The organism is Mesorhizobium sp. f-mel, assembly GCF_053850215.1.
Map to the genome: position 1 here is coordinate 141,355 of NZ_JBSPTO010000002.1, position 20,651 is coordinate 162,005.

General features: G+C 63.0%; 15 protein-coding genes. 5 read left to right on the top strand and 10 right to left on the bottom strand.

From position 1 onward, the window contains the following. Positions 1-86: 86 nt before the first annotated feature. A complete protein-coding gene (locus ACWUKX_RS04745) occupies positions 87-1,088 on the top strand; it encodes a GlxA family transcriptional regulator (RefSeq protein ID WP_029351952.1) in 1,002 nt (333 codons plus the stop codon). A gap of 78 nt (positions 1,089-1,166) precedes the next feature. Here the strand turns inward: ACWUKX_RS04745 and ACWUKX_RS04750 are convergent, their stop codons facing one another. The 10 genes from ACWUKX_RS04750 to ACWUKX_RS04795 all read right to left on the bottom strand — a co-directional run bounded on the left by ACWUKX_RS04750 (position 1,167) and on the right by ACWUKX_RS04795 (position 15,274). Continuing rightward, a complete protein-coding gene (locus ACWUKX_RS04750) occupies positions 1,167-2,015 on the bottom strand; it encodes a DUF1194 domain-containing protein (RefSeq protein ID WP_456004376.1) in 849 nt (282 codons plus the stop codon). Between the two features lie 122 nt (positions 2,016-2,137). Then, on the bottom strand, positions 2,138-4,699 hold the full coding sequence (locus ACWUKX_RS04755; protein ID WP_456004379.1) for a GcvT family protein: 2,562 nt from the start codon (positions 4,697-4,699) through the stop codon (positions 2,138-2,140). A gap of 275 nt (positions 4,700-4,974) precedes the next feature. Next, positions 4,975-6,204 (bottom strand): hypothetical protein, encoded by a 1,230-nt coding sequence (locus ACWUKX_RS04760; protein ID WP_456004382.1) that lies wholly within the window; start codon positions 6,202-6,204, stop codon positions 4,975-4,977. 21 nt (positions 6,205-6,225) lie between these two features. Continuing rightward, positions 6,226-7,701, bottom strand: a complete 1,476-nt coding sequence (locus ACWUKX_RS04765) for an aspartate aminotransferase family protein (protein ID WP_456004385.1) — start codon at positions 7,699-7,701, stop codon at positions 6,226-6,228. Between the two features lie 23 nt (positions 7,702-7,724). Continuing rightward, positions 7,725-8,732 carry an NAD-dependent epimerase/dehydratase family protein gene (locus ACWUKX_RS04770; RefSeq protein WP_287091619.1) on the bottom strand — a complete coding sequence of 336 codons (1,008 nt, stop codon included), beginning with the start codon at positions 8,730-8,732 and terminating at the stop codon, positions 7,725-7,727. Then, on the bottom strand, positions 8,729-9,178 hold the full coding sequence (locus ACWUKX_RS04775) for an EamA family transporter (protein ID WP_456004387.1): 450 nt from the start codon (positions 9,176-9,178) through the stop codon (positions 8,729-8,731). The genes ACWUKX_RS04770 and ACWUKX_RS04775 overlap by 4 nt, the downstream gene beginning before the upstream one ends. Positions 9,179-9,299: 121 nt before the next feature. Continuing rightward, positions 9,300-10,652 (bottom strand): FAD-binding oxidoreductase, encoded by a 1,353-nt coding sequence (locus ACWUKX_RS04780; RefSeq protein ID WP_456004389.1) that lies wholly within the window; start codon positions 10,650-10,652, stop codon positions 9,300-9,302. Between the two features lie 2 nt (positions 10,653-10,654). Then, the gene (locus ACWUKX_RS04785; protein ID WP_456004392.1) at positions 10,655-12,088 is read right to left on the bottom strand and encodes a UbiA family prenyltransferase; all 1,434 of its coding nucleotides are present in this window, start codon (positions 12,086-12,088) and stop codon (positions 10,655-10,657) included. 263 nt (positions 12,089-12,351) lie between these two features. Then, positions 12,352-12,615: a hypothetical protein gene (locus ACWUKX_RS04790; protein WP_029351968.1), complete on the bottom strand. Its 264-nt coding sequence runs from the start codon at positions 12,613-12,615 to the stop codon at positions 12,352-12,354. A gap of 169 nt (positions 12,616-12,784) precedes the next feature. After that, positions 12,785-15,274: a mechanosensitive ion channel domain-containing protein gene (locus ACWUKX_RS04795; protein ID WP_456004395.1), complete on the bottom strand. Its 2,490-nt coding sequence runs from the start codon at positions 15,272-15,274 to the stop codon at positions 12,785-12,787. A 217-nt stretch (positions 15,275-15,491) separates the two neighbouring features. On the opposite strand from ACWUKX_RS04795, the gene ACWUKX_RS04800 reads away from it, so the two are divergent. From ACWUKX_RS04800 to ACWUKX_RS04815, 4 genes are read left to right on the top strand one after another with little or no spacing between them, the layout of a single operon-like run. Then, positions 15,492-16,751, top strand: coding sequence for a sarcosine oxidase subunit beta (locus tag ACWUKX_RS04800; RefSeq protein WP_095518536.1), 1,260 nt, complete (start codon positions 15,492-15,494; stop codon positions 16,749-16,751). Positions 16,752-16,762: 11 nt separating this feature from the next. Beyond that, positions 16,763-17,059, top strand: coding sequence for a sarcosine oxidase subunit delta (locus tag ACWUKX_RS04805; RefSeq protein WP_095518537.1), 297 nt, complete (start codon positions 16,763-16,765; stop codon positions 17,057-17,059). Then, entirely contained in the window at positions 17,056-20,049 is a 2,994-nt protein-coding gene (locus tag ACWUKX_RS04810) for a sarcosine oxidase subunit alpha (RefSeq protein ID WP_456004397.1), read from the top strand. Before ACWUKX_RS04805 ends, ACWUKX_RS04810 begins: the two co-directional genes overlap by 4 nt. Beyond that, on the top strand, positions 20,042-20,644 hold the full coding sequence (locus tag ACWUKX_RS04815) for a sarcosine oxidase subunit gamma (RefSeq protein ID WP_456004399.1): 603 nt from the start codon (positions 20,042-20,044) through the stop codon (positions 20,642-20,644). The genes ACWUKX_RS04810 and ACWUKX_RS04815 overlap by 8 nt, the downstream gene beginning before the upstream one ends. Positions 20,645-20,651: the final 7 nt, after the last annotated feature.

Sequence of the window (20,651 nt, forward strand, 5' to 3'; positions counted from 1 at the left end):
AGCCAATTGACAGGAAAGGTTTTTCCTGATGTCGCTATGCTGATCGCGACATCCTGTTCGCGCCATTGCAGCGTGAGGGTTACCCTGTGAACGTCGTAAATCATCCGATCAGGCGGTCGTTTGTATTCTTCCTGGTCCCCGATTTCACCATGATCGCCTTTGCAACGGCGCTCGATCCGTTGCGCTCGGCCAACCGGATGCTCGGCTACGAGGCCTATCGTTGGCGGCTCGCCAGCATCGACGGCAAGCCGGTACGCGCCTCGAACGGCGTCGAATGCGCCGTCAACACCTCGCTGGAGGACGAACGCAAGAAGATGTCCGGCCCCGAACGGCCGAACATGGCGGTCGTTTGCAGCGGCATCAATGTCGAGCGCTACCAGAACAGATCGGCCTTCGCCTGGCTGCGCGAGGAATACAACCGCGGCGTCGCCATCGGCGGCTTGTGTACTGGCGCACATATACTGGCCGCCGCCGGCCTGTTGTCCAACAAGCGCTGCGCCATTCATTGGGAGAACCTGCCGGGTTTTTCCGAGGCGTTCCCGAAGGCCAATGTCTTTGCCGACCTCTTCGAGATTGACCAGAACATCTACACCTGCGCCGGCGGCACCGCGGCGCTCGACATGATGCTGAAGCTGATCGGCGACGATTTCGACGACAACCTCGTCAACCGGGTCTGCGAGCAGGTTTTGACCGACCGCGTACGCAGCCCGACCGATCGCCAGCGCCTGCCGCTGCGTGCGCGCCTTGGCGTGCAGAATTCCAAAGTGCTGACCATCATCGAATTGATGGAAGCAAACCTGTCCGAGCCGCTGTCGCTGATCGAGATTGCCGATCATGTCGACTTGTCGCGCCGCCAGATCGAGCGCCTGTTCCGCACCGAAATGGGACGATCCCCTGCCCGCTACTATCTGGAAATCCGCCTCGACCGGGCCCGGCACTTGCTGATCCAATCATCGATGCCGGTGGTCGAAGTGGCGGTCGCTTGCGGGTTCGTCTCCGCCTCGCATTTCTCCAAATGCTACCGCGAGCTCTATGCGCGCTCGCCGCAGCAGGAGCGCGTCGATCGCAAGCAGTTGCTGGTCGCGTAAAAAAGGCAACACCTGGATGGTGTAGGCGCCATTGCCTCCCGGAGAGGAGTGCTCGCCAAGTCTAGAACGTCCAGTGCTCTAGCGGCTGTCGAACATCCAGCTTCGGTCGCGCCACATTTTCTCGCCGACCTGACAGTCGGTGGCCGGCTTGTCTTGCGCCAGCACCACCGGCGGATGCGCCGCTTTGTCCGCTGCCCATTGCGGTGAGGCAGGCCCGGCTAGCTCGAGCACCAGCTTGCGGCGGATCGCCTCGGGAAACTGCGTCCATTCATTGACCGGGATCATGAACGCGCCGGGCCCACCGATGACGCAGTCGGTGTAGTAGCGGTCGAGATAGTTGACGTCGTAGACACTGGTGAAGCCGCTCCGGGTCATCAGCGGCAGGCCGTTGATGGTGATACCTTGCTTGACCAGCTCGTCACGGATGATGTCGACGGGAGCACCTTGATTGTTGGGGCCATCGCCTGAAATGTCGATGACGCGCTTGACGCCCTGAAAGCCGCTTTCGGCGAAGAGATCGCTGCCGAATTGCAAGGCACCGGAAATCGAGGTGCGCCGTGCGCTGTTGGGCGCATGGGCGGCGAGCTGTTCGACCACCCGCTCGGCGTCGGCACGATTGGCGATCACCGTCCACGGCACGATGACGTGCTGCCAGGTCGTGCCGGCCCATTCGACATAGGTGACGGCAATCTTGCCATAGGCGCCATCGGCTATCGCCTGCAGTACCGTGTCGTGCGTCAGCGCCGCGACATAGCCGCGACGCTGGATTTCGAGCTCCGCCGGTGACATCGACAGCGAAACGTCAACCGCCAGCACCAGTTCGATATCGACGGGTTCGGCGGCGCGGGATTCCAGCGCCAGCCCCAGCATCAGCGCCAGCGCTGCGGCGCCCGAAAGGAGATGTCCTGCACGAGAAAAAGCAGACATGCCGCAAGGTAAGCGAGAATCGTCGTGTCACAAAGCGAAAAGCCCGGCGCTGGGCTAAGTCTTTGCGTTCACATTTTTGCGAGTCCGCCTTCACCTTCCATAGCGGGAGGATCAACCAACGCTCAGCTGCGTGGATTGAGGTTCTCCGGATCGTAGAGCGGTCTGTAACCGACGGCGGCCACTTCGACCGGGTATGTCTCGCCGAAATATTCGACGTTCAGCTTGCGGCCCTCCTGGCAATACGCCCAAGGCAGGTAGGCGAGCGCAATGTTCTTGCCGACGGTCGGGCCATAGGCGATCGAGGTCGTGAAAGATCGGCGGCCGAGTTCGTCGACCAGCGTCTCACCCGTTTCCGGGTCCATCACCGGCATCGTGCCGACCGGATAGCGCGCAACGCCCCTGGAATCGACATTATCCGTCATGACCAGCGTGCAAAGCATCGCCGGCTGGTGCGCGCGGGCGCGATACTCCAGATGCTTTGCCTTGCCGCTGAAATCAGCCTCCTTGACCTTTGGACGGGCAAGATCGGCCTCCAGCAGATTGTACTCGGTCAAAAGATCCGCGTTCTGCAGGCGCAGGCTCTTCTCCATGCGGCGGCTGTTGGCATAGGTCTCGACGCCAAAAGCCATCACGCCGGTCGAACGCAACGCGTCCCATACGGCCAGCCCGTCTTCATATCGCATGTGCAGTTCCCAGCCCTGCTCGGCGACATAGGAGATGCGGAAAGCGGTCACGTCCTTGCCGGCGATCCTGACGGGCTTGATCGCCGCAAAGGCAAAGTTCTCCGGCGTCAGCCCGTCCGGGTCCTCGACGACCTTCTGCAAGGTCGAGCGCGCGTTCGGACCCCAGATGCCGACGGTCACGTAGTTCTCGGTCACATCGGTTACGGTGACGTCGAACCCTTTGTCTTCTGCCGTCCGCCGCATGTAGTGGAAGTCCCGCGGGCCGGCATCGGCACCGTCGATGACGCGGCACCGGTCGGCCATGCGGATGACGGTCAGGTCGGCGCGCACCATGCCTTCATCGTCGAGGAAATGCGTGTAGATGCCTTTGCCGATATTGCCGTCGCCGCCGATCTTGGCCGCGCACAGCCATTCCATCAGCGCGACATGATCCGGCCCTTCCACGTCGTACATCGCGAAATGCGATAGATTTACGATGCCGCAATCCTCGCTCATGGCGAGATGCTCGGCATTGGAGACGCGCCAGAAATGGCGGTTGTCCCACTCGTTTTCGCGCACCGGCACCCGGTTGCCATATTTCTCGAGCAGGTGCTCGTTGGCGGCATAGCCATGGGCGCGCTCCCAGCCGCCGAGCTCCATGAAATAGCCGCCGAGTTCCTTCTCGCGCTCCCAGAAAGGCGAGCGGCGCACGTTGCGAGCCTTGGAGAAGGGCTCGCGCGGATGGACGGCGGGATTGTAGACCTTCATCGCCGTTTCGGTGCAGCGGTCCCAGATGAACTGCTCTTGCGTCTGGTGCGGATAGAAGCGCGAATAGTCGATGGCGTGGTGGTCGATCGACGTCCGGCCGTCCGTCATCCAGTCGGCGATAAGCTTGCCCATGCCGGGGCCGTCCTTGACCCATATTGCGACGGCATACCAGAGGCCCCGCACCTTCTGGCTCTCGCCCATAGAGGGGCCGCCGTCTGACGTCACCTGCAGAAGCCCGTTGAAGGAATGGCTCTCATTATAACCCAGTTCGCCCAGGATCGGCGTCAGTTCCATGGCGCGCTCCAGCGGTGCCAGGATCTGTTCCATGTCGAGGTCGCGTTGCGAGGGCGAAAGACGGGCCTGGTGTTTCTCCAGAAGGTCGCGCGGATGGCAAAGGCGCGGATTGGTCTCCTCGTAATAGCCCCATTCGATCTGCCCGCCTTCGGCCGTCTTGGGGTCGCCGGTGTCGCGCATATAGGCCGAGTTGCCCTGGTCGCGCAGCAGCGGCCAGCCGATCTCCTTGCCGGTGCCGGCGAATTCGGTGTAGGGCCCGAAGAAGGTAAGCGGATGGTCGATCGGCATCACCGGCAGGTCCTCGCCCACCATTTCCGCGATCAACCGGCCCCAAATACCCGCGCACACAATCACGTAGTCGGCCTCGATTGTGCCACGGTCGGTCACCACGCCCTTGATACGCCCGTTCTCGACGACGAGCGACTTGGCCGGCGTGTTAGCGAAGGATTTGAGCTTGCCGGAGGCTTCCGCCTGATCGACCAGCTTGCCGGCGACCGTTTGCGAGCGCGGGATGACGAGACCGGCATCGGGATCCAACAGGCCGCCCTGCACATTCTCTTCTTCGATCAGCGGGAATTTCTGCTTGATCTCGGCCGGATCGATCAGGCGGGCACGCGTGCCGAAGGCCTTTGCCGAGGCGATCTTGCGCTTGATCTCCTCCATGCGATCGTCGTCGCCGACGCGAGCGACCTCAAGGCCGCCGATGCGGGCGTAATGGCCCATCTTCTCATAGAAATCGATGGAATAGAGCGTCGTCCAGCAGGACAGGAAGTCATGGCTGGTCGTGTAGCAGAAGTCGGAGGCGTGCGCCGTCGAGCCGATGTCGGTCGGGATGCCTGATTTGTCGATGCCCACGATGTCGTCCCATCCGCGCTCGATCAGGTGATGGGCGACCGATGCGCCGACAATGCCGCCCAGCCCGACGATGACGACCTTCGCCTTTTCCGGAAACCATGCCATGCCCGCGACTCCAAAAGTGCTGTTGCGGGCGCCGGCGCCCGCTGACCGGCGCACAATATGCAGACGACGGCCATTGCGCTACCGCCTGTTTGCGACACGCCACAGGTGCGGCGCGACCCCGGCGCATGCCCCCGAAAAATCGGAATCGATTTTCGCCTGGATCATGCGCGGAAAAATTCCACAGCGTCCTTTTCGCGCCCAAAAAGACGCGGGGCACTGCAGTTGAGATCAGCTGCTTCAGGGGAAAATGATGCGCGCCAGGCTGAAGACGGACCTCATGGTTCATCTCCCGAAACGACGTGCAACACTGGGGCGCGACGCCCTTCGATGCTCGCCCACAGCGCCATGAAGGGGCCGGCGAGCAGCAGGAACGGCGGGATCAGATAGGGAAAGTAGATGCGGGTGTCGTGGATGGGGAAGACGGTGAACTTGGCCAGCGCGCCGAGCACCAGCGCCGCAAACAGGATACCGGCACGGCGGTGGAGCTTGAAGCCGGCGCGGCTGGTCGCATACCACCCCGCCAGCGCCAGCACCGAGACGCCGACCCAGCTGTTCAGGCTGACGGCGCGGACCAGGGAGGCGGCAAGAGCCCGGAGATAGACGACAGCCGAGAAGGGTGGATCGAAACCGTCCATGTTGTAGTGCTGCTCGACGCTGGAGAACCACAGATGCGGCCACCAGCCGGGATGCTGCGCCCAATGCGAGATGGCGAAATAGGCGACCAGCGAGGCGGCAAATCCGGTCAGAGCGCCCCACCCCTTCTGCCGGAAGGCGACCAGCAATGCGGCGAAGATCGCAAGAAAGACGATGTTGTCGGGCCGCGCCATGAAAGCGAGGAAAAGCAGGATCGCGGTGGCCACTTCGCGACCGCGCACATACGCAAAAAGCCCGCCGAGGAACAGGGCGGAGCATAGCAAATCAGGTGTATTTGCCCGCGCCGCGTCGCCGAATTCGGCCATGATCAGCACCGCGCCGGCGACCGGCGCCAGCGCCAGCGCGCCTTCGGACCGCAGCCAGAGCAGCGCGATCGCACCGAACAGCAGCACCGACAATACTGAGATCACACGCATCGCCTCGACCGGCGACATCACAGAACTCATCGTCGAAAGGATCTCGGCGTAAAGCAACTTGATCCGGTACATGCCGAGCAGCGAATGGAAGTCGGTGGCATTCCCGGCCATATGACTGCGGAAGCCGCCGCGGTCGTCCGTCAGTGTCTTGTACTCGCCAGCCGACACACCGGCCTTGACCGTGCCATAAGCATAGCCGTGCAGCGCCTGCACATCGGGATAGCTGCCCTCCTCGGCGATCGCGAGGTAGGGCAGCATGTCCCAATTGGCGTCGGGGATGAACCATGTCGTCACGGCGATCAACACGATGTAAAGCGCGAAGGCCGCCGCCCCGACCGGTGCGGCAAGACGCGCATAGGTGCCCTCGCCCCATGCCAGACCGGCCTCGGTGACCCGGTCGAGCAGGTTTGTCGAAACGGGAGATTTGGTCAGCATGGTTTCGCTCGGCGGACCTGGCTAGCGGACCTGGCTTTTGACGAAATCCTTCACGATCGACACGATGCCGCGCGACAACAGGCTGTCGAGCGCCTCGACAAAGCGGTCGACATGTTCGCGCTGGCAGATCAACGGCGGTTCGAGACGGATGACATTGCGGTTGTATTCGGTGAAGGCGACGAGCACGTCGTAGTCGCGCAGCAACAGCGCTCCGACGAAGCCGGACAAGGATCCCTTCAGCTTCTCGTCGAGCACGCTGACCACCGGCCGCAGCACCATCGGCAGGGTCTGCGAAAAATCGTGGAATTCCAGCCCGACCATCAGGCCCTTGCCGCGGACCTCCTTGATGATCTTCGGGTATTTTTCCCTCAACGCCTGAAGGCGTTGCAGCAGGTAGTCGCCGGTCACAGCGGCGTTGTCGATGAGCCCCTCGTCGTAAAGCACGTTGAGCGCCTCGATCGAGGTGACGCAGGCCTCACCCATGCCGCCGAAGGTAGCCATGGCGTGGATCATCGCCGTCTTCGGCGTGCCATAGGCCTTCATGTAGACCTCGCGCCTGGCAATCATCGCGCCGACCGCCGCCTTGCCGCCGCCGAGCGATTTTGCCAGCGCCGTCACATCAGGAACAACGCCGTAATGCTCGAAGGCATAGAAACGGCCGGAGCGGCCATAGCCGCACTGCACTTCATCGGCGACCCACAGCACACCGTACTGGTCGCATAACGCACGCAGCTTCTGCCAGTATTCGGCAGGCGCCTGGATAATGCCGCCACCACCCTGGATGGTTTCCAGCACGATGACGCCGATCTCCGGGTCCGAGCGGAAGGTGCGCTCGACCGCTTCGATGTCGGCGAAAGGGATGCGCACGACATTGTCGGCCACCTTGAAGTCGGCGCGGTAAAGCGAGCCGTCGGTGATCGCCAGCACGCCTTTGGTCTTGCCGTGGAAGGAATTCTCGGCATAGACGACCCTCGGCCGCTTCGGGCCCGCGGCGCGTTCGGCGAGCTTCACGGCCGCCTCCATGGCTTCCGAGCCGGACGAGCCCAAAAACACCATGTCGAGATCGCCGGGCGAGCATTTGGCGAGATTGTGCGCCAGGGCGGCCGCATATTGCGACATGAAGGCGATGGCGATCTCTTGCCGCTTCTCCTCCTGGAATTTCTTGCGCGCTTCGAGAAGGCGCGGATGGTTGTGGCCGAAGGCCAGCGAACCGAAGCCGCCGAAGAAATCCAGGATCCTGCGGCCGTTCTGATCGATGTAGAACATGCCTTCGGCGCGCTCGATCTTGATCTTGTGGAAGCCGAGCAGCTTCATGAAATGCAGCTGGCCGGGATTGAGATGCGCCTTGAACAGGTCGGTCATGCGCGCGACGTCCATCGCCTTGGCCTGCTCGACGCTGATCAAATCGGGCTTGGCGGTGGTGGCGGGCGAAAGCGCCGGCGCGCTGACCGTGGCGCGCGCAGTCGTGTGGTTGTCTGGCTTGGTCATGACGGTCATCTCAAGAGTCTCCTGCTGGCCCATCACTCGGCGGGCACATGTCTGGCGGCGACGGCATGGCCGTCTTTCTTGGCGCGATATTCGCTGTAGGCGGCGATCAGCATGTCCTCGTCACGATATTGCGGCACCCAGCCGAGTTGGCGTTCGGCCTTGGACACGTCGAGCACGCAGTCCTCGTCGGCGATCAGATACTGCTCCGGATCCATGATCGGCATGTTCAAGAGATCGAGCAGGTCGAGCGTGCGCTTGACTGCCCAGCCCGGTGTCGGGATCAGGATCGACTTCGACCCGGCATGCCTGATCAGATCGCCGAGCAGTTTCCTGACCGGCGGCGGGTTGAGCGAACCGAGATTATAGGCTTCATCAGGCACGCCGGCTCTCCAGGCGGCGCGCGCTGCCTCGGCGCAGTCGAACACCGAGATGAACTGATACGGGTTCTTGCCCGAGCCGATCATAGGCACCGGAAGATTCCAATCGATCAGCTTGAACAGTTTTTCGAGGATGCCGAGGCGGCCGGGACCGATGATCAGGCGCGGCCGAAACAGCGAGATCGACATGCCGCGCTTGCGCCATTCGGCGGCCAGCTCCTCGGTCTTCTGTTTCGACCAGCCATATTCGCCGAGCGGCGCGACCGGATGTTCCTCGGTCATCGGCTGCGTGATCGTATGGCCGTAGATCATGTCAGTCGTGTAATGGACGAGCTTGGGCGCGCCGGCTCTGTCCATCGCCTTTATGATGTGCTCGGTGCCGTGGAAGTTCACCGGGAAGAAGAACTGGTGGCGCTTGGCGCGCACCTGGATCGGCGACAGCATTTTCGCCGAAAGATTATAGACCATGTCGTCGGCCTTCAGCCCGACCGAAGCGACCGAGGCCGGATCGGTGACGTCGCACCTGACATATCGGACCGAACGGTAATGCGGCAGGTCGCTCTTGGCGATGTCGGCGACGACCACCTCCTCGCCGTCGGCCAGAAGTTTCGGGGCAAGGTGGCGGCCGACGAAACCGTCGCCGCCAAAGATCACATGTCTCATCGAACAATCCCGCTGGTGTGAATCTTGTCGAGGGAAAGGCCAGCCGTCTCGTCCTCGTGCTCTCGATCGCCCAAGTCCCGGCCACTTTGGGCGATCAGCACCGTGCCGACGCAGATGAAGGCGATGCCGGCGATGCGCCAGGCATTGAGGTCTTCGCGGAAGATGAAATAGGCGAAGATAGCAACGGCGACATAGGCGAGGCTGAGGAACGGATAGGCGAAGCTGAGCTCGACCTTGGACAGCACATAGAGGTGCGAAGCCATCGAGATGACGAAGGTGCACAGGCCGAAGAAAACCCACGGGCTGAAGACAATCTGCAACAGCTTCAGCAACGGATTGGTGCTCTCGAAGGAGATCGTACCGAGTGACATCATGCCCTGCTTCAGCATGAGCTGCGCAGCGGCGTTGGTCATGACCGTGAACAGAATGAAGACGATGTATTTCATGTTTCTTCCGCCAGCCCTTCAGCCGTTCTATTACAAACCTGCAAACGCTTCATGAAGCACAAAATGTTTTAAGCAAATCTTGGTCTTATAGACCGTTAATCACGAACTGTTCTAATTTTATCTATTCTGCCGCTTCAGCGGTTTCGCGCCGAGCCTCGAGTTTTTTCGCCGTTCGCGCCCAGAAACTCGACATGAAGGCGGGATCGCGGATCGCTTCGAGGCGTTGCCATTCCGGAAAGGATGCGGCGAAAGTGTCGGCGCCCATGCGGGCGTCCTTGTAGGGATTGACCGCGCCACCGGCCGCGACCGTGATGTGGTCGAGCTCCTTCAGCAGCGCCAGCGTCCCCCGGCCACGGTTGGAAAAATCCAGCGTCAGCGTGAAACCCGGTCGCGGGAACGACAGCAGTGCCGGCGAGCGGATCGAGCCGAAGCGCTTCAGGACCGTCAGGAACGAGCCCTGCCCCGCCCGTTTTGCCGCCGCAAGCAGCGCCGGCACCGCTCGGCGCGCGACGTCTTCCGGCACCACGCTCTGGTGCTGGAAAAGCCCGTTCGGTCCGTAGAGCCGGTTCCAGTTGCCAAGGCCGTCGAGCGGAAAGAAAAAACCCTGGTAGCCGACCTGGCGCGGCGCGGTAGACCTGCCTTTCTTCCACCGGTAGGCGGCATTGAAGGCAGTCAGGAACGGCCGGTTGAGCACGTTGAACGGCGGCTGGAACGGCACCGAAAGGTTGCCGCCGGCACGAGAGGCCACATGGGAGCCATGCTCGGCGTGATTGCCGGTAAACAGCAGCCCGCGCCCACGGCCGTGGCCGCCGGCAAGCTGGTCGATCCATGCGACGACGTATTCGTTGGCTTGGTCGGCCGCTTCGGCAAGCTCGAAGAATTCGCCGAGGTCGCGGAACGGCGTCGCCGTCTCGACGATATCGAGGGATGGCACCCGCATCAGCCGGATCGATGCGGACAGGATCAGTCCGGTCAGCCCCATGCCGCCGATCGTCGCCGCAAACAGGCGTGCATTGTCGGTGGCCGAGCAGTAATGGGGCCGTCCATCCGATTTTAGCAGCGTGAACGATTCGACGTGGCAGCCGAAGGTGCCGCGCCGGTGATGGTTCTTGCCGTGAACGTCATTGGCGATGGCGCCGCCGAGCGTGACGACCTGCGTGCCTGGAACGACGGCCGGAAAGAAGCCGTATGGCGCTGCATGGGCGATGATGTCGGACAGAAGCACGCCGGCCTCGGCCTCGATCACGCCTGTCTCGGCATTGAAGGCGCGGATCCTGTTCAGCGGCCGCATGTCGACGACCATGCCGGCCTGGTTCTGGCAGGAATCGCCGTAGGAGCGGCCGTTGCCGTAGGCGAGCAAGGCATTTCTTGCCGCCTTGCCGCTCTTCAGCAGCGCAACAGCGTCGTCCGCCGGGGTCACATCGAGTGCCGGCGGCGTGGCAAGACCGAAGCTCTGGAACCGCTGCTTCGCCACGCCTACCAGCCTCCGGCGACCAGGAACACGGCGCCGATGAGCACGACGATCTGGCTGCGCCAGTCGCGGATGATGAAGACGACCGGATCGTCATGCATCTCGTCGCGGCGGGCGAGAATCCAGACGCGGATGGTCAGGTACAGGACGATCGGCGCCAGGGGCCAGACCAGCCACGGGTGAGGATAGAGTTCGCGCACCGCAACACTGTCCATATAGAGTGCCAGCACCAGCGCCGAGGAAAAGGCCGAGGCCATGCCCGCCTGGGCGACGATCTCCTGGTCTTCGGTGCGGTAGCCGCGGCCGGCAATGCGTTCGCCGGCCGGAATCGCGGTCGTGCGCAGCTCGACAAAACGCTTCACCAGCGCCAGCGACAGGAAAAAGAAGATCGAGAAGGCCAGCAGCCAGAACGAGACGTCGACGCCGGTCGCCGCGGCGCCCGCCAGAACGCGGATCGTGTAGAGTCCGGCCAACGTCAGCACGTCGATCAGGAGCATGCGCTTGAACGACAGCGAATAGGCGGTGGTGATGACTATGTAGCCGCCGAGCACGCCGAGGAATTCGATAGGCAGCAGAAGCCCTGCACCAACGCCCATTGCAAGCAGCACCATCATCGAACCGAGGCCGAACGGGATCGACAGCGCGCCGCTGGCGAATGGCCGGTTGCGCTTGGTCAGGTGTTTGCGATCGAGCGCGAGATCAAAGAAATCGTTGAGGATGTAGATGGCGGAAGCGACTGCGCTGAACGATACGAAGGCCAGCAGGCATTCCCAGACCATGTCGGCGTTGAAGTATTCGTGCGACAGTACCATCGGCACCGCGATCAGCGAGTTCTTCAGCCACTGATGAACGCGCAGCATCTTGACGATGGTTCTGAACGTCGGCTTCGGCGCCGGCATCATTTCGGCACCGTGGGCGGCCTGCCATCGCGCAGCATGGCGGTCGGGCGCGACGACGATTGCCGCGCGCGCGGCGTCGAATACCCTAAGGTCGTGCCGGCTATTGCCGGCATAGTCGAAGCCGCCATCGCCATAGGCGGCGACAAGCGAGGCGCGCTTTCTGCCTGAGGTCATGTTGTGGGGGCCGTCGGTCGCCAGGACGCGATCGAATATCCCGAGATGTGCGGCGATCGCCTCGGCCAATTTGCGCGGCGTACCGGTCGCCAGCACGATCTGGCGGCCCTCGCCATGTTCAATGCGAAGGCGCTGAAGCAGCGCCTCGCGGAAAGGCAGCGACGCAGGATCGATGTCGATGCGTTGAGCGATGGCCTGCTTCAACCGCGCCGGCCCGCCGGCGAGCCAGAACGGCACGAGGAAAAGATAGAGCGGATTCTTCTTGAGAAGGATGAACAGCCCTTCCCACAACAGGTCCGTCGCGATCAGCGTGCCGTCGAGATCGACGGCAAGCGGAATTGCGTTCCTTTCCGACCGCGCGTCCATTTTCCGTTGCCCTGCCTAAAAGCCCATGATCCCGAAAACCGATTTCTCGGAAAGGATCATGCACCATTCCAAAATCCGCGCCGTGCTTCGGCGTCTTCGGCCCGATATAACGGGGGAACAGCGCAGCGAATGTTAAAACGCCCAGCCTGGCCTGGCTTGCGTGACGGTATTTCGCCCTTCATCGTTAAGTTTCGCTGACCCGAAACCATAAAAGGCCGGGCATTGCCCGGCCTTCGAAAAATCGTCAACGTTTTTTGACGCGGCTACTTGATACGGGCGACGCCGCCCGAGATTTCGATCGTTTCCGAACCGGTCAGCGCCTCGAGGTCGCCATTCGGCATGGTAACGAAACAGCCGGTCGGGCAGAATTCCGCGGTTTCGCCGGCGGCCAGCGCCAGCTCCGTCTTGCCACCGCCTTCGGTCACGACGAGTGTGCGGGTCTCGGCGTCCTTGTTGGTCGCGCTGGCGCCGAAGGCTGAACCGCCCACGGCAAGAAAAGCGATGGCGGCGACGAGAGACTTCCACATTTGCAATATCGGTGTTTCCACCGCCTCTGTTTGCATTTCGCAAGGCATTCTCGCCCTTTGCATGTGAGCTTATATGAGATGTAAGCTGAACGGCAACTGAATGCCGCATTCATGCCGCAATTGCTTTCGCTGTGTCGAAAGCCGGTGATACCTGAATATCAATATTACCCTAATCGGGATCCGGCTTGCGCGTCTTGCGCCCGGATCTAGCCAGGCGTTTCGTCTCGGCCGCGGCTTCGGCCGCCGCGCGCTCCTTCTCGGCGAATTCAGCCTCGATCTGGTCATCGTCGATCGGCCATGCGTCATGCTTTTTGGTCTCGACGACTGCGCGCGGCGCCGACGGAATTTCGATATGCTGATCCGCGAACTCATCGAGGACGGCAAACCGGATGTCGTTCTGTACGATGTTGCCATTCATGACGTCGGCCAGGAACACACGGATTTCGAATTCGAGAGCGGCCGGCCCGAAATTGGTGAACAGCACGAAGGGTTCGGGATTCTTCAGCACCAGCGGATGGCCGCGCGCAATCTCCAAAAGGACAGCATGGACCTGCTTGACGTCGCTGCCGTAGGCGACGCCGACCTTGATGTCGATGCGACCGAGCTTGTTGCGGTGCGTCCAGTTGCCGACGGCATTGTTGATCAGGTTGGAATTGGGCAGGATCACCGACTGCCGCTGGAACGTCTCGATCTCGGTAGCGCGCACACTGATCTTCTTGACCGTACCGCTGATGTCACCGGCGACGATCCAGTCGCCGACCTTGAACGGCCGCTCGGCCAAAAGGATCAGACCGGAGACGAAGTTGGAGACGACATTCTGCAGGCCAAAGCCGATACCGAGGGACAGGGCGCCGGCGACAAGCGCCAGATTGGAGAGATCGATGCCCGCCGCCGAGACGCCGACGAGTGCTGCGAGTGCCACGCCGGCATAGCCGACCGCCAGCCGGATTGAGTTTCGCACGCCGGTGTCGACTTTGCCGCGCGCCATCACCGAGCCGTCGAGCCAGCCCTGGAACCAGCGCGTCAGGAAATAGCCGATAATGAAGACAATGATGCCGGTCAGGATGCCGGTCACCGAGATCGTCACCGAGCCGATGGTGAGGCCCGTCGCCAGCTTATAGCCCCAGGCCTGGATGTCGCCGGGCTGGAAGCCCCACGTCAACAGGATCAGCGGCAGGAACACCAGCACGATCATCAGGTTTATGGCGACGCTGACGACCAGGCCGAGCTGGTCGAGCGCGGACTCCTCATAGCTGGAATTGGTCGATAGCCAGCGCCCGATCGACGTGTTGGCAAAGCCGCCTTCCTCGCTGATCGCCCGCGCCGACAGAAAGCCGATATAGGCGGTGACCAGAATGGTTCCGGTGACCACGACTTGCAGCGAGACGAAGATGGCGAGGCCGATATAGCCGAGCAGCGCCGTGGCGATGGTGAAAACGCCGAGCGCGACAGCCGTGTAGCGCAGCCACACCGGCCAGGGGCGCCAGCTTCCGTCGGGTGCCTTGAACGGTTTCAGCAGCCCCATCAGGATCAGGATGACGCCGACGATGATGGTGGCGACAAAACTTCTGGCGATGGTCAGCGACAGCGGCGAGCCCATCTTGTCGTTGACGACCGACAGGAAATTGTTGACGCCGATCACCACCGCCATGGCGGTCGTCAGCCGCACCAGCCAGCGTGCCGGACCCGTTTCAACGGGTATGAGCCGCCAGTTCGGCAGCCGCGGTTCCAGCGCCGCATTGGTCAGCCGGTTGACGCAGAACACCACCGCGATGACGGCGACCAGCGCATTCAGGAAAACGCCAATGTCGCCGCGCAACACGTTGTAGTAGTTGAAAAAGAACACGGTCGAGACGAGAAAGACGCCGACCGCCAGCGTCGGCAGCAATGTCGACCAGAACGCCACCGACAGCCGGCTGAGATAGGACGGATCCTCGACGGAAGGGTCTGCTTCGAAGACACGTCCGAACAGACGCCGCCCACCGACAAAAAGCACCGCCGCCAGGGAGAGCGCCGTCAAGGTCGCGGCCAGCACGGCCTGGAACTTGAACTTGAAGGCGAAGGTCAGCCAGGACGACACCGCCTTGTAGAAGCCGGTAAATTCACCGTTGGCATCGGAAATGACCTCAGGGCTCAGAGCGTCGGACAGCACGTAGCGCTTAGTGAGCAGATTGCGAAACAGCTCGCTGCGCATATTGGCGATCTTGTCGATGAGGCCGCTGATGCGGATCGACAGGTTTTGCGCCGTGGCGATGACAGCATTGATCTCGGCCTTTTGGGACGCCAGCGCCTGGCGTTCGCTGGTCACGATGTCGGGTTCGGGCGGCTGGCCCGCGGCCGGCGGCACCCCGAGCTGATCGAGCCTTGCGTTGATCTCCGAAAGTCGCGGGCGGAAGGCAAGCGCGCTGTTCAGCGCACCTCGCGACATTTCCTCGAGCTGCAGGCGGATATCGACAAGGCTGGCGTCGTCGGCACCGTCCTCCTGGATTTTCTTTTCGAGATTGTCGGTCCTCGTCGTCAGATCCTGCAGGATTTTCTGCTGGTCGGCGACCACCCCGGACGCAGCATGGTCAAGCCCCTGCGCCGCCGCATCAAGCGAAAGCGGCGCCGAGGCAACGATCGCCAGGACCAGAACGAAGCGGAGCAGTCGGAAAAGCATGATCGTTTGGCGACTCACAGGCGGTAAGGCGTTCTAAAGCTCGTCCTTGATAAAGACGCTCATACCGGGGAGCAAGCCGTCCGCTCTGTCCGGCGGTCTCGGCGTCGGCCAGTCGAAAAGCGATGGCGCAATATTGGCTTTGCGGCAGCGGCCTGCTCTATAGTGTGCCCCATCGCCCAAAACGGATGACAAAAAGCCAGAACGGATAACAAAAAGAATGGCGGAGTATTCGGTCTTTTCGCTTCTCAAAAACGCGCTGACCGGCAACAAGGACTGGAAGCCGGCCTGGCGCAAACCGGACCCTAAGGCGTCCTATGACGTGATTGTCATCGGCGGCGGCGGCCATGGCTTGTCGACCGCCTATTATCTCGCCAAGGAGCACGGCATCACCAATGTCGCCGTGCTGGAGAAGGGCTGGCTCGGATCCGGCAATGTCGGCCGCAACACGACGGCCGTGCGCTCCAACTATCTGCTGCCGGCCAACACGCGCTTCTACGAACATTCGATGAAGCTGTGGGAGAACCTCTCGCACGACCTCAACTACAACGTCATGTTCTCGCAGCGCGGCTGCCTCAACCTCGCGCATACACCCGCCCAGCTCGACGATTTTGCCCGCCGCGGCAACGCCATGCGCCATCTCGGCGTCGACGCCGAACTGATGACCACGGCCGAGATCGCACGCCTGGTGCCGGCGCTGGACGTCTCCGCCACGGCGCGCTTCCCAATCGTCGGCGGCCTGATGCAGCGGCGCGCCGGCACCGCCCGCCACGATGCCGTCGCCTGGGGCTATGCGCGCGGCGCCGACCGTCGCGGCGTCGACATCATCGAGAATTGCGAGGTCACCGGCTTCCTGCGCGACGGCGACCGCATATCAGGCGTCTCGACGTCGCGCGGAGAGATCCGCGCCAAGAAAGTGGCGGTCGCGGTGGCCGGCAGCACCGGGCAAGTCATGCGGCTCGCCGGCATCGATACCATGCCGATCGAGAGCCATGTGCTGCAGGCCTTCGTGACGGAATCGCTGAAGCCGTTCATCAACACGGTTCTGACTTTCGGCATGGGCCATTTCTACATGTCGCAGTCGGACAAGGGCGGGCTTGTCTATGGCGGCGACCTCGACGGCTATAACAGCTACGCCCAGCGCGGCAGTTTGCCTGTTGTCGACGAGGTGATGAGCGAGATGCTGGCACTGTTTCCGGGTCTCGCCCGCGTCCGCATGCTGCGCTCATGGGGCGGCGTCTGCGACATGTCGATGGATGGTTCGCCGATCATCACCACCGGTCCGCTGCCGGGCATGTATCTCAACTGCGGCTGGTGCTACGGCGGTTTCAAGGCGACGCCGGCCTCCGGCTGGTGCTTTGCCTGGACCATCGCCAAGGACGAGCCGCACGACTTTAACGCCCCCTTCACGCTCGACCGTTTCCATCGCGGCCTTGTGATCGACGACAAGGGCCAGGGCGCAACGCCTAGGCTGCATTAGGTAGGACATCGATGCTCATCACCTGCCCCTATTGCGGCCCGCGCGACGTCATCGAGTTCACCTATCAGGGCGATGGCAACCGCGAGCGCCCTCAGCCTGCCTCCCAAAACCTCGATGCCTGGAACGCCTATGTCTACAACAGGTTGAACCCGGCGGGCGACCACAACGAGATCTGGCAGCATTCCGGCGGCTGCCGCGCCCACCTCAGGGTCGTGCGCAACACGCTGACACACGAGGTCTCCAGCGTCGCCTTCGCGCGCGGCGACCACAAATCCGCCGCGCGCCACAAGGCGGAGGGCAAGCCATGAGCCCGCGCCGCACCGATGCCGGCGGCCGGATCGACCGGCTGCGAACCATCCGGTTCACCTTCGACGGCGCGCCCTACACCGGTCATGCCGGCGACACGCTTGCCTCGGCGCTGCTGGCCAACGGTGTCACCCTGTTCGGGCGCTCGTTCAAATATCACCGCCCGCGCGGCGTGCTGACATCAGGCGTCGAAGAGCCGAACGCCCTGGTGACGGTGCTGCGGGGCGAGGTTCGCGAGCCCAACATTGCCGCGACCATGGTCGAGATCTATGACGGGCTGACCGCCGTCAGCCAGAACCGCTTTCCATCGCTGTCCTGGGATCTCAGCGCCGCCAACCAGCTCGGCGGCAAGCTTCTGTCTGCCGGCTTCTATTATAAGACCTTCATGGGACCTGCGATCGGCCCGCTGAAAGGCACGCGTTTCTGGATGTTCTGCGAGCATTTCATCCGCCGCGCCGCCGGTCTCGGCCGTGCTGGGATCTCTGCCGACACGGCGCGCTATGAGCGCATGAACGCTTTCTGCGATGTGCTGGTGGTCGGCTCCGGTCCGGCCGGGCTGATGGCTGCCAGGGCCGCCGCCGATCAGGGCGCGCGTGTCATCCTCAGCGAGCTCGAACCGCATTTCGGCGGCTCGGCCAACTGGTCGGGCGAGACGATCGACGGCATGCCGGCCGCCGACTGGGCAGCGCGAGCCGCCGGCCAGCTCGAAGGCTATGACAATGTCTGCCTGCTGCCGCGCACCACGGTCTGGGGCTACTACGATGGCAACACGCTCGCCGCGCTCGAACGGGTCACCGATCATAAGGAGAGGCCCGGCAAGGGCGAACCGCGCCATCGCTACTGGACCATCCGCGCCAAATCGGTGGTGCTGGCCACCGGCTCCTTCGAGCGGCCGCTGGTGTTTCCGGGTAACGACCGGCCGGGTGTGATGCTGGCGCATGCCGCCGAGCGCTACGCCAACGAGTACGGCGTGCTGCCGGGCAACAGGATCGCGCTGTTCACCAACAATGACAGCGCCTATCGCTCCGCGCTTGCGCTGAAGAAGGCCGGTGCGGCGATCGTCGCCATCGTCGACGTGCGGCCGGAGCTTTCGAGCGAGATGCGCGAGCTCGCCGACGAAGTGGAGGCCAAGAACCTTTCCGCTCACGCCGTGGTCGCCACCGAAGGCGGCAAGGCGTTGTCCGGCATCAAGGTGCAGCGCTTCGACATGGTCAACGGCGCGCTTGCCGGCGATCCGCGCAGCATTCAAGCCGACTGCCTGCTGATGTCGGGAGGCTGGTCACCGACCATCCATCTGGCCAGCCAGGCCGGCGCCAAGGCGGAATGGAATGCCGCCAGACAAGCCTTCCTACCACCGAACGCGACGCAGCGATGGATTGGCGCCGGCGCCTTCACCGGCAGCTTTTCCACCGCCGAGGCAATCGCCGAAGGCCGCGCCGCCGGCCTTTCCGCGGCGGGTGGCACGGGCACGCCAGCGGCCTTGCCGGTCGTCGAAGCCGCACCCGGCGATCCCGATCCGGCGCCGGTGTTCGAGATCAGGGCCGACGGAAAAAGCTTCGTCGATTTCCAGCACGATGTGACCGCCGAGGATGTGCGGCTTGCGCATCGCGAAGGCTTCATCTCGGTCGAGCACCTGAAGCGCTACACCACGCTCGGCATGGCGACCGACCAGGGCAAGAGCTCCAACATACCGGGCCTCGCCATCATGGCCGAAGCATTGGGCGAGCCGATCCCCGAAGTCGGCACGACACGTTTTCGCCCACCCTTTTCGGCGGTGTCGATTGGCTCACTCGCCGCCGACCGGTTCGGTGATCTGAGGCCCGAGCGGCTGACGCCGATGCATGACTGGCACGTCGCCAACGGCGCGACCATGTATTCGGCCGGCCTCTGGTTTCGCCCGATGATCTACGGCCACGCCGGCGAAACGATCGAGCAGGCCTATGTACGCGAAGCTAAGGCGACGCGCGAGAGCGCCGGCATCGTCGACGTCTCGACGCTGGGCAAGATCGCCGTGCAGGGTCCGGACGCGGCGGAATTCCTCGACCGGGTCTACACCAACATGTTCTCGACGCTGGCCGTCGGCAAGGCCCGCTACGGGCTGATGCTGCGCGAGGACGGCCTCGCCTTCGACGACGGCACGACATGGCGGCTCGGCGAACAGGACTTCTTGATGACCACCACCACCGCCAATGCCGGCAAGGTGATGCAGCACCTGGAATATTTCCTCGACGTCATCTGGCCGGAGCTGAAGGTCCACGTGACCTCGGTGACCGACCAATGGGCGGGTGCGGCGATCGGCGGGCCAAAGGCGCGGGCCATTCTTGCTGCTTGCGTCACCGGCACTGCCGTCGACAACGCCGCACTGCCCTTCATGGGCATCGTGCATGGCAAGATATCAGGAGTGCCGGTGATGATCTGCCGGCTTTCCTTCTCCGGCGAAATGGCCTTCGAAGTTTACTCCGGCGCAGGCTACGGCACCCATGTCTGGGAAGCGTTGATCGAAGCCGGCAAGCCGTTCGGACTGGTGACTTACGGGCTTGAGGCGCTGGGCACGATGCGTATCGAGAAAGGCCACGTCACCGGCGCCGAGATCGACGGCCGCACCACGGCGCGCGACCTGCATCTCGACTGGATGCTGTCCAAGAAGAAGCCCTTCATCGGCTCGGCTATGATGGATCGCGAGGGCCTGATCGCACCCGGCCGTCTGGAACTCGTCGGGCTGATTTCGCTGGACAACCAGCCGCTCAACGGCGGCGCGCACATCGTCGAGGCGCTTGACGAAGCCAATCCGCACGATTCCATCGGCCACATCACCGCTTGCTGCTATTCGCCGGCGCTCGGCAAGTACATCGCGCTCGCTTTGGTCAAGGACGGCAAGGCACGGCGCGGCACGCGCGCCCATATCTCCGATCCCCTGCGCAACCGGTTCGGCCCGGTCGAGATCGTCTCCAACCACTTCTTTGATCCGGACGGGAGCCGCATGCATGGTTGAGCGCCAATCACCGCTTGAGCCGGCACCGCTTGAGCCGGAACTGCGCACCGGCTCGCACGGCGATTTCGAACACGGCATCGATGTCATCCTCTCCGAAACCAGGCCGGGGTCGATCCTGCAGCTCGCTGCCTGGCCGGGCCAGGAGAAGGAGTTGATCGCCGGTATCCGCACCGTGACCGGCCTTGCTCTGCCCGATGGCGCCGGCGCCGGCAGCACCGACGGCGTGAGGTCGGTGTTCGGTTTCGCGCCAGGAAAATTCACGGTGGTCGACGAGGCCGAGGGCCTGGTGTCGGCCTTTGCCGGTGTCGTGACGCCGGCGATCGGCACGGTGACCGACCTGTCGCATGGCCGCACCGCGATCCGCATCGCCGGACCGAAGGCCGAATGGGTGCTGGCGAAATTCTTCGCCATCGACTTCGCGCTGCCGGCCTTTCCGGTCGGTGCCGGCCGTTCGACCATGCATCATGACGTCTTCGCCCAGATCCAGCGCACCGGCGCCGACCAGTTCGACATCTATGTATTCCGGTCGTTTGCGCGCTCGTTCTGGAAGGCGCTCTGTCACGCCAGCGAGGAAGTCGGTTACGAAGTGCAGTAGACCGAGA